Source organism: Streptacidiphilus sp. BW17, assembly GCF_041262485.1.
In the GTDB taxonomy this organism is placed as follows: Bacteria; Actinomycetota; Actinomycetes; order Streptomycetales; family Streptomycetaceae; genus Streptacidiphilus.
The window spans coordinates 19,187-32,397 of the sequence record NZ_JBGCCR010000012.1 but is presented as its reverse complement, the minus strand read 5'-3'; the positions used below and the strand labels follow the sequence as shown (position 1 = coordinate 32,397).

15 protein-coding genes are annotated in these 13,211 nt (G+C 68.7%); 7 read left to right on the top strand and 8 right to left on the bottom strand.

Going from position 1 to position 13,211, the window contains the following annotated elements; all coding sequences use genetic code 11:
* Nucleotides 1-63 precede the first annotated feature (63 nt).
* Nucleotides 64-1,851: a CocE/NonD family hydrolase gene (locus ABH940_RS16925; RefSeq protein WP_370105550.1), complete on the top strand. Its 1,788-nt coding sequence runs from the start codon at nt 64-66 to the stop codon at nt 1,849-1,851.
* Between the two features lie 485 nt (nt 1,852-2,336).
* A complete protein-coding gene (locus tag ABH940_RS16920) occupies nt 2,337-3,080 on the top strand; it encodes an alpha/beta fold hydrolase (protein ID WP_370105549.1) in 744 nt (247 codons plus the stop codon).
* 108 nt (nt 3,081-3,188) lie between these two features.
* Here ABH940_RS16920 and ABH940_RS16915 read toward each other — a convergent pair whose 3' ends face one another.
* The 4 genes from ABH940_RS16915 to ABH940_RS16900 form a co-directional block, all read right to left on the bottom strand.
* Nucleotides 3,189-3,893: a hypothetical protein gene (locus tag ABH940_RS16915; RefSeq protein ID WP_370105548.1), complete on the bottom strand. Its 705-nt coding sequence runs from the start codon at nt 3,891-3,893 to the stop codon at nt 3,189-3,191.
* Between the two features lie 63 nt (nt 3,894-3,956).
* Nucleotides 3,957-4,181 carry a hypothetical protein gene (locus tag ABH940_RS16910; RefSeq protein WP_370105547.1) on the bottom strand — a complete coding sequence of 75 codons (225 nt, stop codon included), beginning with the start codon at nt 4,179-4,181 and terminating at the stop codon, nt 3,957-3,959.
* A gap of 26 nt (nt 4,182-4,207) precedes the next feature.
* A complete protein-coding gene (locus tag ABH940_RS16905) occupies nt 4,208-4,657 on the bottom strand; it encodes an ATP-binding protein (protein WP_370105546.1) in 450 nt (149 codons plus the stop codon).
* The gene (locus ABH940_RS16900; protein ID WP_370105545.1) at nt 4,654-5,292 is read right to left on the bottom strand and encodes an HAD family hydrolase; all 639 of its coding nucleotides are present in this window, start codon (nt 5,290-5,292) and stop codon (nt 4,654-4,656) included. The genes ABH940_RS16905 and ABH940_RS16900 overlap by 4 nt, the downstream gene beginning before the upstream one ends.
* Before the next feature lie 240 nt (nt 5,293-5,532).
* Here ABH940_RS16900 and ABH940_RS16895 point away from each other — a divergent pair, with 240 nt between their 5' ends.
* From ABH940_RS16895 to ABH940_RS16885, 3 genes are all read left to right on the top strand, one after another.
* Nucleotides 5,533-6,918: a Tat pathway signal protein gene (locus ABH940_RS16895; protein WP_370105544.1), complete on the top strand. Its 1,386-nt coding sequence runs from the start codon at nt 5,533-5,535 to the stop codon at nt 6,916-6,918.
* Between the two features lie 24 nt (nt 6,919-6,942).
* A complete protein-coding gene (locus tag ABH940_RS16890; protein ID WP_370105543.1) occupies nt 6,943-7,419 on the top strand; it encodes a TrmO family methyltransferase in 477 nt (158 codons plus the stop codon).
* A gap of 178 nt (nt 7,420-7,597) precedes the next feature.
* Nucleotides 7,598-8,083: a hypothetical protein gene (locus ABH940_RS16885; RefSeq protein ID WP_370105542.1), complete on the top strand. Its 486-nt coding sequence runs from the start codon at nt 7,598-7,600 to the stop codon at nt 8,081-8,083.
* Between the two features lie 113 nt (nt 8,084-8,196).
* Here the strand turns inward: ABH940_RS16885 and ABH940_RS16880 are convergent, their stop codons facing one another.
* From ABH940_RS16880 to ABH940_RS16870, 3 genes are all read right to left on the bottom strand, one after another.
* A complete protein-coding gene (locus ABH940_RS16880) occupies nt 8,197-9,084 on the bottom strand; it encodes a hypothetical protein (protein ID WP_370105541.1) in 888 nt (295 codons plus the stop codon).
* 217 nt (nt 9,085-9,301) lie between these two features.
* Nucleotides 9,302-9,694 (bottom strand): hypothetical protein, encoded by a 393-nt coding sequence (locus ABH940_RS16875; protein ID WP_370105540.1) that lies wholly within the window; start codon nt 9,692-9,694, stop codon nt 9,302-9,304.
* 175 nt (nt 9,695-9,869) lie between these two features.
* The gene (locus ABH940_RS16870) at nt 9,870-10,769 is read right to left on the bottom strand and encodes a LysR family transcriptional regulator (protein WP_370105539.1); all 900 of its coding nucleotides are present in this window, start codon (nt 10,767-10,769) and stop codon (nt 9,870-9,872) included.
* A 100-nt stretch (nt 10,770-10,869) separates the two neighbouring features.
* Between ABH940_RS16870 and ABH940_RS16865 the strand changes: the two genes are divergently transcribed.
* Both ABH940_RS16865 and ABH940_RS16860 read left to right on the top strand, forming a co-directional pair.
* The gene (locus tag ABH940_RS16865) at nt 10,870-11,874 is read left to right on the top strand and encodes an NADP-dependent oxidoreductase (protein ID WP_370105538.1); all 1,005 of its coding nucleotides are present in this window, start codon (nt 10,870-10,872) and stop codon (nt 11,872-11,874) included.
* A gap of 335 nt (nt 11,875-12,209) precedes the next feature.
* Entirely contained in the window at nt 12,210-12,410 is a 201-nt protein-coding gene (locus ABH940_RS16860) for a hypothetical protein (RefSeq protein ID WP_370105537.1), read from the top strand.
* 221 nt (nt 12,411-12,631) lie between these two features.
* Here the strand turns inward: ABH940_RS16860 and ABH940_RS16855 are convergent, their stop codons facing one another.
* On the bottom strand, nt 12,632-12,994 hold the full coding sequence (locus ABH940_RS16855) for a peptidoglycan-binding protein (RefSeq protein WP_370105535.1): 363 nt from the start codon (nt 12,992-12,994) through the stop codon (nt 12,632-12,634).
* Nucleotides 12,995-13,211: the final 217 nt, after the last annotated feature.

The window sequence follows — 13,211 nt, the reverse complement described above, 5'->3', positions numbered from 1 at the left end:
CCGCCGACGCTTTCGCCGCTGCGCAGGCAGACACCCCGCCCATCCTTGAGGGGACACATGTCCATGAGCGAGACCCCGGACCTCAGCGGCCCGTACCGCATCGATGTCAACGACGGGATGACCATCGAGTGGGACGTCCCGATCCAGATCGACGACGGCAGCGTGCTGCGCGCCGACGTCTTCCGCCCCACCGGACCGGGTACCTATCCGACCCTGCTCGCCTCCGGGCCCTACGGCAAAGGCCGCCCGTTCCAAGACAGTTGGCCCGCGCAGTGGCACAAACTGGTCGCCGACCACCCTGACGTCCTCGACGGCTCCAGCGGCCGGTACCAGGTCTTCGAACTCGTCGACCCCGAGAAGTGGGTACCCGACGGCTACGTGTGCGTGCGCGTCGACTCCCGCGGCGCCGGACGCTCACCCGGGGTGCTCGACCCGTTCTCCGAGCGCGAGACCCGGGACCTGTACGAATGCATCGAATGGGCCGCACGGCAGCCGTGGAGCAACGGCCGGGTCGGCCTGAGCGGCATCTCGTACTTCGCCATGAACCAGTGGCGCATCGCCGCGGCCCCGCCGCCCCACCTCAGCGCGATCTGCGCCTGGGAGGGCGCGGCCGACTGGTACCGCGACATCACCTACCACGGCGGCATCCTGTCGACCTTCATCGACTTCTGGTACGGGGCGCTGATCTCCGGCTCGCAGTACGGCCTCGGCGAGAAGGGCGGACGCAACCCCCACACCGGGCAACTGGTGTGCGGCGATGAGACCTTCACCGATGCACAGCTCGCGGAACGCCGCGTGGACCTGCGCCGGGTCGTCCGGCTGCACCCGCTGCTCGACGACCACCACCGCAGCCGCTCCGCCGACCTGTCGAAGGTCACCGTGCCGTTGCTGTCCGCCGGCAACTGGGGCGGCCTCGGGCTGCACCTGCGCGGCAACACCCGCGGCTTCGAACTGGCCGCCTCCCGCGACAAGTGGCTCACCATGCACAACGAACACCACCTCCCGCTGTTCTACGCCCAGTACGGACGGGACCTGCAAAAGCGCTTCTTCGGCCACTTCCTGAAAGGTGAGGAGACCGGCTGGACCCGGCAGCCGCGCGTGCACCTGCTCACCCGCCACCCCGACGGAACCACCAGCGAGCGCACCGGCAAAGACTGGCCCCTGCCCGAAACCGCCTGGACGCCGCTCCACCTCGACGCGAACGACCACAGCCTGCGCCCGACCCCGGCCCCGGACGCCGGGGCCACCAACTACACGGGCCAGGAAGGCCGATTGAGCTTCACCTACCGCTGCCCCCACGACATCGAGATCGCCGGCCCCGTCACGGCGAAGCTGTACATCGAGTCCACCACCACCGACGCCGACCTCTTCCTGGTCCTGCGCGCCTTCCGGCCCGACGGCACCGAGATCGTCTTCGAAGGCGCCAACGACAACCACGTCCCCATCACCCAGGGCTGGATGCGTGCCTCCCACCGCAGCCTCGACACCGCCCAGTCCCGGCCGCACCTGCCCGTCCACCGCCACGACCACGCCGAGCCGCTGATCCCGGGAACCGTGTACGAGCTGGACGTCGAGATCTGGCCCACCAGCCTGCACCTGACCGCAGGTCACATTCTGACCCTCGACATCCAAGCACACGACTACGTCCACCCCGGCGCCGTCGCCGAGGTCCGGCCGGACCTGCAGATCCCGTTCACCGGCTCCGGCCCGTTCCTCCACAACGACCCCGACGACCGGCCCGACGATATCCACCAGGGCACCCTCACCCTCCACACCGGCGGCCCACACGCCTCCCGCCTCCTGCTGCCCGTCGTGTCCGTCCAGCCCGGCACAGATGCGGGCTTCCGCTAGTCCGATGCACAACCTGTCTGCGCACTTGCCCAGATGAGACCGGACGACAGGCTGCTGCGGGGCGCGATCGGCGCGTGCTCTCAGATCTGCGCACTCGTGACGCCAAGGCGTCCTCCTCACCTGCGTGCCTGCGGTCCGACGGTAGGGCTGGCCCCCGCCCGGACTCGGGGGCGGGCCCCGTCGCGACCGGGCCCGCGCCCAGCAAGGCTGGGGCACAAGGCTTTTGCCCCTTGAGTCGACTTCGATCAGTCGTTCTGGCTTGCCATCAACTCTCCACCCTCGTGAAGGGACTTCCAGTGACTGACCCCACCGCAACCCGGCGCCCGCATGTGCGGCGCACCGCTATGGCATTGGCCGGTGTCGTCCTCGCCGCGTGCGGACTGACCGCGTGCGGCTCGGCCCAGGCGAAGGGCCGACCTCCCGCCACACCCATGCCCGGGGCGGCCACAACCAGTGCGAGCACTGCCCGGCAGCCGGCACTGCACATGATCACGAACCAGGGACACAAGCTGGCGTTCTACGTCACACCGGGCCGGCTTCCGGCGATCGTGCTGGACGCCGGCGGCGGACTCGACGCGTCGTACTGGAACAAGATCGTGCCCGTGCTCGCCGAGGACACCGGGTCCGAGATCATCACCTACGACCGCTCCGGGGAAGGCCGCAGCAGTGACGTGCCCGGTCCCTGGCGGGCCCAGAACGCGGCCTCGGACCTGGCCGCAGGCCTGACCCAGCTGGGCGTCACGAAAGACGCGGTCCTGGTCTCCCACTCGCTGGCCGGAGAGATCGCCACCTACTTCGTCAACGAGCACCCGCACTGGATCGTCGGCGCCGTCCTGGTCGACGCGAGCCTGCCCGAGTTCTACACGCCCAGCGAGACGGCCAGGATCGTCGCCGCGAACCAGCAGCAGATCGCGGCACTGAGACAGCAGCCCCAGACCCGCGCAACCCGCCAACTCCTGGCCGAGGCCGACAACTACGGCCCCGTCCACCTCGCCTACCACGCGATGGCCTGGCCCCAGAACGTGCCCGCCATCGCCATCGTCTCCTCCCAGACGCCCTTCCCCACGCCCCTCGACGCAGGGCTGTGGCGGCAGGCCCAGCAGGAATTCGTCAGCGCGGCCCCCAACCGGCACCTGATCGTGGCCGAGCACAGCTCCCACGACATCCCGCTCGACCGACCGGACGTGGTCATCAGCGCAGTGCAGGAGATGGTGAACCAAGTCCGCTAGGCGGCTGCCCCTTGGGACTGATCAAACGTCCCAATCCGTTCGCGTGAAGTTCCTCCCGCTCTCACGGCCCCAGCCAGGGGCTGCGGGCGCCACGCGGACTGGGGCCCATCAAGGTCGGGCTTTGCCGAAGTACATGAGCTCCCACAGGGCGTCGTCGCTGTGGCTCTCCACGAGCTCCTCGCTCCGGTACCGGTCGACGCGAAGCTCGCCGGCGAAGCGCAGGTAGGCGCCGTCGAAGCCGATGAGTTTGGCTGCGGCCTTCTTGGGGCCCTTGAGGTCGTCGATGAACTTGACGGTGGCCAGGTCGGAGTGGCGGGTGAAGGTGACGACGTACCGCTCGTCGCCGTCGGTGTAGGTGTAGCGGGTGACGCCAGTAACGGGCTTGCCCGTCTCGGCCTCCGTGTAGCCGCCCAGTTGCTCGAAGGCGACCTTGGCGGCGTCGGCGGCGATCAGTTCGCCGTCGCGGGCAAGCATGAAGATCGGGACTTCGGCGTAGCTGTAGGCCTTCTCGGCCGTGATGTACGAGGCGATCACCGAGTACGGTCCGGCCGCGCCGCGCGCCCAGTACCAGTGGTGCATGAGCTTGAGCATCGAGGCGTTGCCCCAGTTGTGGTCCTGGTAGCCGATCCCCGTGGTCGTGGTGGTGTGGCCGTCCACGCGATAGGTGGCCTCGACCTTGCCCTGCGGCACGGACGGCAGCCAGGCGAAGTACTGCTCGCCCTGCTCGCCGAAGACCACGTGTCCGGTCTCGGGGCGCCAGGCGGGGACCTGCCCGGTCAGGGTGATGTCGACCGCGACCCAGGAGCTGGTCAACGAGGTGCGAGCCGATGAACCCTCCCGCTCCGGTCACAAGGGCTGATCGCACATGGTTCGGATTCAACAGGGCATCTCCTTCGTCAGTTGGTTGGGGTGGCAGATCCGCTGGTTGTCCCGTATCCGCGCGATCAGGGGCAAGGCGGCTTCACCGGACAGGCCGGCAGCGACAAGTCCCGTGCGGTGCACGGCGGGGGAGGTTTTATCGGGATGGGAGACATTCCGGGTGGGGATCACACGCTGGGTCTCGCCGGGGGTGCGCCCGGGCAAGGGCACGACGTTGCTCACAGGTCAACTCCAGGGTCGATGGTGGGTCAACAGACGGTGAGGGCCGGCGGATGGGGCGGATGGTCGGCCTCCTTCGCTTTCGGCGGGTGCAAGGTGGCCCACACGCCCTTCCCCTCCGGGGTCGGGTAAGAGCCCCAGGCGGCCGCGAGTACCGTGACGAGTTGCAGACCCCGGCCGCTCGTGTGGCCCCAACCGTGGTGCCGGGTGGGCTGGACGGCGCCGATGCGGTAGTCGCCGTCGGTCACGTCGACCGTGACGGTCTGGTCGACGAGGCTGATGGTGACGCCGATGTCGGTGTCTTTGCCGTGGCGCAGGGCGTTCGCGGCAAGCTCGGCCATGACCAGGAGAGCGGCGTCGGCTTGGTCTTCGTCGACCTTCCAGGCGGTCAGGACCGCCTCTGCACTGTGGCGGGCATCGTGGACGGCCTTCTCGGTTGGGGGGAGGTCCCAGCGGACCTGCAGCGGTTCCTGGCTCATGACTGGAGCGAGATGGCGAAGATGGATTGCAGGTCGTAGACGATCTGGCACACGTCCTGGGCGAGGACCGTGGTCATCCCGAGGTCCCGGGCGGGGTCGAGGTTGGTGACGATGTCGTCGACGAACACGCAGGAGGTGGCCGGCACGCCGAGGCGGTCCAACATGACCTTGTAGATCGCGGGGTCCGGCTTGCGCAGCCCCTCCCGCTCGGACACCACGAGGGCGTCGTAGCGGGTCTCCAGTTCGTAGCCGTCGTAGGGGTTGTACGGGGCGAAGCCGACGGAGTTGGTGAGGATGCCGACGCGCACGCCTCGCGCGCGGAGGAACTGGGCGGCGTCGATGACCAGCTGGCTCGGCTTGAGGGCCGCCATGGTGCGGCCCATCAGGTTCTCCGGCTCGACGCTAAGGAGCTGGGCGACGGCAACGTTCCAGTCTGCCTGGGAGACCTCTCCGCGCTCCACAGCGAAGTGGAGTTCCCGGCCAGACGCGGTGCCGTAGACCAAGCGCTCGTACAGTCCGGGGGTGAGCCCTTCGGATTGCTCGAACGCGGCGACGGAGTCGGCGATGGGAGTCGTGAGGACGCCGCCGAAGTCGAGGATCAGGCCGGACCCCGTGCGCTTGAATGATGTGGGCATGCCATATGACCTTTGCTGGAAGCAGTGGTGTTGCATTCGGCCCCGGATCGGCTGCTGCGCACCGCTTCGGGGGGTCGGAGGAGTCGTGGGCCAGCCGCGTTCGGAGATGACTGACTCTCACTCACGGTTGCTATCTGGTAGCTACATTGAGGAAACCGCTCGATCCCAGCCGCGGGCACCCAGTCAAGGGGCTGCGTTCGGGGAAAGCGGGGAAAGATCATCTTCGGACTGTGAGGCGATGTGGCTGCGAGGGGACAACGTGCGACCAGGCTGTCCGCACTGCTCGCCGAAGCGGGGCTGTCAGATGCCGCGACCGCGACCGCGTTACGGAGGCTGGCCTCGGAAAGCGGCGCTGAAGACCTTGCCGGCCTCTCCCGGTCCCACGTCTCCTACTGGGCGCGGGGCACGGTCCCATCCGATCCACGCATCCCGGTCCTGCTGTCCGAGCTGCTCACCCGAGAGCTCGGCCGCACGGTCACGATCAACGACATCGCCATGGGCCAAGGCTTCGCAAGCACGCCCGCCGGTCTCTGGTCGGGCGATACGCTGAGCGCGCTGATCGACATCGGGAGACGCGACTTGAGCATGGACCGCCGCCGCGCGCTCGGCGTCATGGCCTTCCAGACGGCCGCGCTCACGATCCCCAGCAGCCCTTGGTGGAAGGCAGCAGCCTCCGATGCCGCCTCCCGCCCATCAACCGGCCGCCGCGTCGGCCGCGGCGACGTGGAGGCCGTGCGAGACACCATCACGGCCTTCAGCCAGATCGACCAGCGCCGAGGCGGCGGCCACGCGCGCACAACCGTCGTCCAGTATCTGACCTCGGAGGTCGAGCCCCTACTGCACGGGAGCTTCGCCACCGACGACCTCCGCCGCCAAATGTTCTCCGCCGCCGGGGAACTGGCCTACCTGTCCGGCTGGATGTCCTTCGACGCCGAGGAACACCCGATCGCGCAGCACTACCTCACCAGCGCCGTGAGACTCGCCGCCGAGGCGGGCGATGATCCTCTCGCCGGACACGTCCTGCGCGCCATGGCGCACCAGGCCAACGACCTTGGCCACCACCGCGCAGCGCAGCGCGTCGCCGCGGCGTCCTTGGAAGGGGACCGCTGCCGGCGCGCCAGTTACCGCGAACGGGCGCTGCTCCGCGTCGTCCACGCCCGCACCCTCGCCACCACCGGCGACTCCAAGGGCGCCGCCGCCACGCTCAAGGCCGCCGAGGACGACCTCGCTCGGGCTGGCGGCCAGGAGGAACCCCAGCGGGTGTGGTTCTTCACCGAAGCGAGCCTCGCCCACGAGACAGCGTGCACGCTCCGAGACCTCGGCGACCTGGACGGTGCGGTGAGCGGGTTCCGCCGCAGCGCCCGGACCCGGGGCATCGAGTTCCCGCGCACCCATGCCGTGACCCTTGGGTACCTTGGCGAGATCCAGGCCCGGCAGGGCAACATCGAGCAAGCCTGCGCCACCTGGTCCCGGGCACTCGAACTGATGGAAGGCATCCGCTCGGGCCGGACCGTCAACACGGCGAGGCAGATGCGCAGCGCCCTGTCGCCCTACCGGCTGCGCGGCGTGCGAGCCGTCCATGACGTCGACGCGCGAGCCGCGTACTACCTCGAATACGCCACCTGACCGCTGATCCAGGAGGAGACCAGAATGCCGGAGCAGTACCAGATCGAAGTCGTGGCCCATGTGATCAACCAGCGGCCGGAAGTCAGCGACGACTACTGGGGCGGCGTACCCTCCATCATTCGCTTGCGCGACGACCTGCCGGAAGACACCCTCGCCGGCCTGAGCGAGTTCAGCCACATCCAGGTCGTCTTCAAGTTCCACCTCGCCTCCCCCGAGGACGTACATCTCGGAGCGCGCCCGCCGCGTAATGACCCGCGCTGGGAGCCGAGCGGTACCTTTGCGCACCGCAATCACCGGAGGCCCGCACAGATCGGCATCTCGCACCCGCGCCTGGTCAAGGTCGAAGGCCGGGACCTCCACGTCCTCGACCTCGACGCCGTTGACGGCACGCCCGTCCTCGACATCGCACCGTGGTTCACCGAATTCGGGCCCCGCGGCGAGGTTCACCAGCCGAGCTGGCCAACGGAGATGCTGGCGACCTACTGGGCAGAGTCCCCCTGATCGGCGCGTCAAGACACATCGCGCACTCACGACGGCAACGGGCGGTCGGTTCCGTCCGTGATCAAACGAAGGTGGTTATGAGCAACCACGCTTCGGCTTACGTCCCGCCCGTGCACCCGGTGTCCGTGAAGGGCTTCGTCATCGACGACCGAGGCAAGGTGCTATCGAGGCGCGCAAAGTGTCGCTTCTGGGCCCGCGGACGCTGGTCAAGGCCGAGATCCAGTGGACGATGTCCCGGCACTGCGACGAGCCGACCTTCGACAGCCACTGGCCGCTGATCTGGATCGAGTACGTCGCCGACCTATGCCACAGTCAGAGCGTCGGCTCCCTGGCCGACCTGGATCTTGACACGTGCTCGAAGTTCCCACCCCAGGACACCAAGGACGTCGGCTACATCGAGACCGACCACTTCGGCGTCCGTTACCGCGGTGCTTTGAGCCTGTTCGACCCGTGCCCAGGAACTCGCCAACCACGAAACCGAGACCGACGAGGAGGCAGCGTGAGGCCCGAGAACACCGCAGCCGCCATCGCCGCCCGCCGCAACCAGAGCCAGCAGAAGCTCGACCAGGTCACCACCGCGATCGGCCAGCTCCGCCGCGAACGCGGACGCCTTACCATCCGCGGCATCGCCCAGCGGCGCTGCCGTCCACGTCCGCCCCGATGAGGTGCGGGTCCTCGTGGAGTGGGACAGCTACATTCCTCCGAGTTGACGTGTCTTTTGAGACCGAGCCCTTGGTTAGCGAGCCGCTGGCGGGCACCTTGGCCCGTGCCGGCGGCTCACACTTGGACAATGTCGGCGCCGTCGGCCCGTATCACGACCCAGATGTCCGAGCCCGGCTCGGCCTTCTGCGAGACGCGCCGAATCCGGTCCTCCTGTCCTGGGGGCCAGATCGTGCCCTGATGCGACCAGCGGACACCGCTCAGGTCGAGCCCGGTCATGTCCACAGAGGCGAGGTCGGCCTTGGTGAAGTCGTCCAGCACCCCGTCGGTCAGTAGCGCGCCGATCCAGCCCCCGCGGGGCAGGCCGAGCGTGCGGCACGCCTGCATATCGACAGACCAACTGAGGGACCGGGCAAGAGTGAGGAGGCGGTCGGGGTCGAAGTCGCGCACACGGCCCAGGCGGAGGTCCAGGGCGTGGGCGTAGTCGAGCGCGCGGGCGCGGTTGGAGGCGCTGCCAAAGTCGTTCATGAGATCGCGGAACTCGCTGCGCACCTGATCGACGCTGCTGAGGAGGGCGCGGACGAGGTCGAGCTGGTGGCTGAGGACGCCTTGACGGTTGAGAACGATTCGGTGGTTGATGTCGTGCTGGTTGAGGACGAGGTCGAAAGCCAGGTCGAGATCGCTGGCGTGGTTCATGACCGTCTCAAGGCCGCGCCGGCGGCGGTGATCGCGGTTGAGTTCCAAGGACAAGATACCGAGGATGCGAGCAGCATCGATTTCGTCCTGGGTGCCGGCGAAGTCGAGGAGGAGGGCATGGGTGTGGTCGAGGTCCCGCAGCAGGTTGCGGGCGGTCTCCCCGTGCTGTGCCAGGCCGCGCACGAGGGAACTGCAGTGGATGCTGACCGCCACGACGGGGTGCCGGCGCAGAGCCAGCCGCTGCCCCGGGGGCAGCGCGTACAGCGCCCGGCGCAGGTCTTCGGTGCTGGCGCAGGCGCGTGGGGGCATGGACTCAGCCTCCCCCGGCTTCCCCCGCAGGACCGGCCTGGGCAAGTTCGCCGCCACAGGTTCGCCACCCTCGGACACGGTCTCGGCCGGGGTCGGTCGGGCCGGCTGGAAGGCGAGCGCCGCTCGCAGCCAGCCCCACCAACTTTTCTGGGGAGCAAGGGTCTGCGTCGGCCGGCCGGCCAGCCGACGCCGGATCTGCCTGTACACGGTAGGCAGGTCAGTGGACATCTGCCGCCTCCGGAATGGGCGTGCTCTCTTCCGACGACCGGGACTGTACCGTCGGCGCTGCGGCGCCGCGGGCGGTCCCGGCCGACGGTGTGCTCTCACGCTCCGCCATCTGCTTGATGACCAGCGGAGCGGCGATGCCGAGCGTCACCGCCCCAAGGACACCGTTGACCTGATGTGTCGCGCAGTAGACGGCGTTCAGTCCCACACCCATCACACACCGGCACGCGAAGGCGGCGACGTAAAATCCGACTATACGGTGGCCGCCCTCATCGATCCACGGCCAGCGCGGTCCGGCAGAGGGACTCACCGCCTTCCACATCAAGTAGGACTCGACCAGAGCGACCCCCACCAGCCCCCATAAGCATGCCTGCCATACCGTCATCAGCGCCTCCGCCTGTCAGGTGCCGAGCATCCGAAGGCTACCGGCCCGAAGGCTCCAGCACACAGGATCGGGCGCAAGGACGCGACGCGCAGGCGGCACCAGCCGGAAGTGCCGGTGATTCTCGCAGGACCCGCCCCTGCGCGAGGCCGCTGTAGCGGAGGCTGTCCGCTGCCCGTCAGGTGGCGGACTCGGTGGCCCTCAGCTCCCGCACCAGAGCGCGCACGACGGCGGAGCCTGCGAGTTCCGGGGTGGTCACGTAGCCGACGCAGCGCTTCGGGCTCCCCGGACCAAGATCGGTGATCTCGATCGAGCCCGATGCCTCAACCAGGGAGAGTGCGGGCATGATCGCCATTCCGTGCCCCCCGCCCACGAGCGAGAGCACTGCTCCGTCGTCCTCGGCCTCGATCGTGGCCCTGGGGATCCAGTCCTGCGCGCCCCACCAGGCGCGGGTGTAGGAGCCGCAGTTCTCGACCCAGTCGACGAGCGGCAGCGATCTCGGAGCCGGGTGTCCGGCCGGATGCACCAGCGAGTAGCTCTCCTCGAAGAGTCCGCTCGCCACCAGCCCCGTCGGCAACTGCGCTCCGTCCAAGACGGCGATGGCGAGATCCGCCCTCCCGTCGGCCACCTCGCCCGCCGTGCCGCGCCCGAGCTCGCGGACGATCCGCACCTGCGCCTCGATCCCCGGATGCCGCGCGCGCAGCCGCCGCAGGACCGGCGGCAGCAGGTGCAGCGCGGTGCTGCGGAAGGCCGCGATCCGCAGCAGGCCGTCCGGCCGCTGCGGCGCATCAGTCCGGGCGGCTCCCCGCGCCTCGGCGACGAGCACGTCCAGGAGGCGCAGGACGCGGCGCGCATGCGCGACAGCCCTCTCCCCCGCCGCGGTGGGTCGCGCACCGCGGCGACCGCGTTCGAACAGGACAGCACCGATCCTGCGCTCGCTGCCGCGCACCGAGTGGGAGACTGCGGACTGTGTGAGGCCGAGCGCCTCGGCCCCGGCCGAGAAGCCGCCGGCGTCCGCGACCGCGACCAGGACCCGCAGTTCGTGGGGAGCGAGATCGGTGTCGATCGTGCGGGCCACAGGGCGCTCACCTCAGGGTATGAGAAGTACTCATGGAACGGGGCGTCACATGAGGCCAACCGCCTGCCCAAGGGCTCCATTCCCGTCCTAAGGTCCCGTCATGACCGATAACGCGATCACCGTCCAGCAGACAGCCCGCCCCAACGGCTTCCCCACCGTCGAGGATTTCGCCTTCGTGGAGTCCACGATTCCCGATCCTGCGGTCGGCACCGCGCTCGTGGAGAACCTCTACTGGTCCGTCGACCCGTACCACCGCCAGATGATGGACCGGGCGCCCGGCGGCTTCGCGCTCCGCGCACCGCTCGAAGGCCGGACCCTCGGGCGCGTCGTCGCCTCACGGACGCCGGAGCTGGCCGAGGGCGAGATCGTGTTCCACCGGCAGGGATGGCGCACGCACGCCGTGGTCCGGCCCGAGGAGATCCGCAAACTCCCCCGCTTCGACAGAGTCCCCCTGGCGGCCTACCTGAGCGTCCTCGGCGGCACTGGGCTGACGGCCTACGTGGGCCTCACCCGTATCGCCCGGCTCCGTGAAGGCGACGACCTCTTCGTCTCCGCCGCGGCCGGCGGCGTCGGCACGGCCACCGGCCGGTTCGCCCGGCTGCTGGGCGCAGGCCGGCTGGTGGGCAGCGCGGGCTCGGCAGTCAAGGTCGACCACCTGACCCGGGAGGTGGGCTACGACGCGGCGTTCGACTACCACGACGGCCCCGCCGCTGAACTGCTCGCCAAGGCCGCACCGGACGGCATCGACGTCTTCGTCGACAACGTCGGCGGCGAGCAGCTGGCCGCCGCGGTGGGCGCGCTGCGCGAGTTCGGGCGCATCGTCCGGATCGGCACCATCAGCCGGTACAACACCCCCGACGCGCCCCCGCCGCACTTCAACTACTCGGACATCGTGGAGAAGAGCCTCCGCATGGAGGGCTTCCTGGTCAGCAGCTACCGCGACCTGCAGGACGAGCTGTATCAGTTCGCGGTCCCCCATCTGCAGAGCGGCCGGCTCGCCCTGGACCACACAGTGGTGGACGGGTTCGAGCACATCGTGGACGCGTTCCTGGCCATGCTGCACGGCAAGAACACCGGAAAGATCATCGTGCGCGACCACGCGTAGGCCAGGCCCTGCCGCCGTGCGCGCGTCGCCTCACTTCTGCGATAGCGGGAAGACCTCAGCCAAAGCATTCCACAGGCCCATCACACCGTCGCCGACGACCAGCCCGGGATCGCACATCCCGCGTCGGGGGCATTCCCGCAGCAGTCCGCCCACAACTCGGTGACTCCAGCAGGCCCTCCGCCAGCGCGATCAGCTCCTTCGTGCCGTCCAGGCGGACGCCCAGCAGGACCATCACGCACGAGCGCGCCTGGCCGAGGGGCACGTCAGTCGGCACCACCCTTTCCCAGTCGAGAAAAGCGACCCGATCGGAGTTAGCGAGGCTCTCCTGGCGGTCGGTGACCAGCCCCAATGTGGCGCACAACGAGACGCGCAACGCGTGCACCACGGCGGCTTCGAGCGCGCATCGAGGCCTGACCGGCCGGGCGATGACCCAGGGTCAGCTCAGTTACTCGGGCAGGGTCTTCGACTGGACGGTGATCATCCTGACGTGCGGCATCTGGTATCCGGTCTACGCCGGGGAGGAGCTCACTCCCTGACACACCAACAGGCAACCGGACGACAGCGTTTCCAAACGGTGGCGTGATCACCTCACGGTGATCACGCCACCGCCCACCCGCTTCGGCGTCCGATCCAGCAGCAACGGCTCAAGCCGCACCCGCCGCGTATCAGTTAATGGCACGTCCAAGCCACCGATCAGATGATCCGAAAGAGACGCCCGATCAGGACGGATGAGGTTCTCGGCAGGTGCAGGGCTCGCTCAGCAGAGCCAGCCAGTCGACGCCGACCAGTAGTCCAATCCAGCCCAGGTCACCGGACCGACCTGGCCATCGACGCTAAAATCGTCACAGGACTGGAATTCTTCAACACGGGCCAACGTCGCCGGGCCGAAGCTGCCGTCAACAGCAAGGTCCGGATGGCCCGTTGCGGGATTGAGTGAGTAGTTCAACTCGCACTGGAGCTGCTTGACCGCGATGCCAGTGGCACCTTCGGACAGGTTCGGCTCGCTGTTGGTGTAGGTGCAGTTTCCGACGGACTGGGCAGAAGCGCTGGGGGCGGTGGCCACCCCGGTGGCCAGGACTGCGACGGCAACGAGGCACATGGCGGTGAGGCGACTACGCATAAGGCGTTCCTTCACTGAGAGAGCCGCGGCAAGATGTCTGCGGCGAGGGGCCGGCGCGCAGCCTGTCTCACTGGCGAATACTGGTGCAAGGGCGTTCGGGCAGATGACGAGATCCTGGGACAGTGGTGGAGCTGACCTGGCTGGATACGCGTGTGTGTGACGGGACGCTGGGACATCCAGCAGCATCTTGAGCATCGAACCGTCCCGGTCCTGCCGC

What these genes read in the sequence shown, in the direction of transcription:
- ABH940_RS16900 (WP_370105545.1), bottom strand. Translation starts at nt 5,292, where the DNA reads ATGCCCACATCATTCAAGCGCACGGGGTCCGGCCTGATCCTCGACTTC.
- ABH940_RS16920 (WP_370105549.1), top strand. Translation starts at nt 2,337, where the DNA reads ATGATCACGAACCAGGGACACAAGCTGGCGTTCTACGTCACACCGGGC.
- ABH940_RS16880 (WP_370105541.1), bottom strand. Translation starts at nt 9,084, where the DNA reads ATGCCCCCACGCGCCTGCGCCAGCACCGAAGACCTGCGCCGGGCGCTG.
- ABH940_RS16865 (WP_370105538.1), top strand. Translation starts at nt 10,870, where the DNA reads ATGACCGATAACGCGATCACCGTCCAGCAGACAGCCCGCCCCAACGGC.
- ABH940_RS16905 (WP_370105546.1), bottom strand. Translation starts at nt 4,657, where the DNA reads ATGAGCCAGGAACCGCTGCAGGTCCGCTGGGACCTCCCCCCAACCGAG.
- ABH940_RS16890 (WP_370105543.1), top strand. Translation starts at nt 6,943, where the DNA reads ATGCCGGAGCAGTACCAGATCGAAGTCGTGGCCCATGTGATCAACCAG.
- ABH940_RS16855 (WP_370105535.1), bottom strand. Translation starts at nt 12,994, where the DNA reads ATGCGTAGTCGCCTCACCGCCATGTGCCTCGTTGCCGTCGCAGTCCTG.
- ABH940_RS16875 (WP_370105540.1), bottom strand. Translation starts at nt 9,694, where the DNA reads ATGACGGTATGGCAGGCATGCTTATGGGGGCTGGTGGGGGTCGCTCTG.
- ABH940_RS16925 (WP_370105550.1), top strand. Translation starts at nt 64, where the DNA reads ATGAGCGAGACCCCGGACCTCAGCGGCCCGTACCGCATCGATGTCAAC.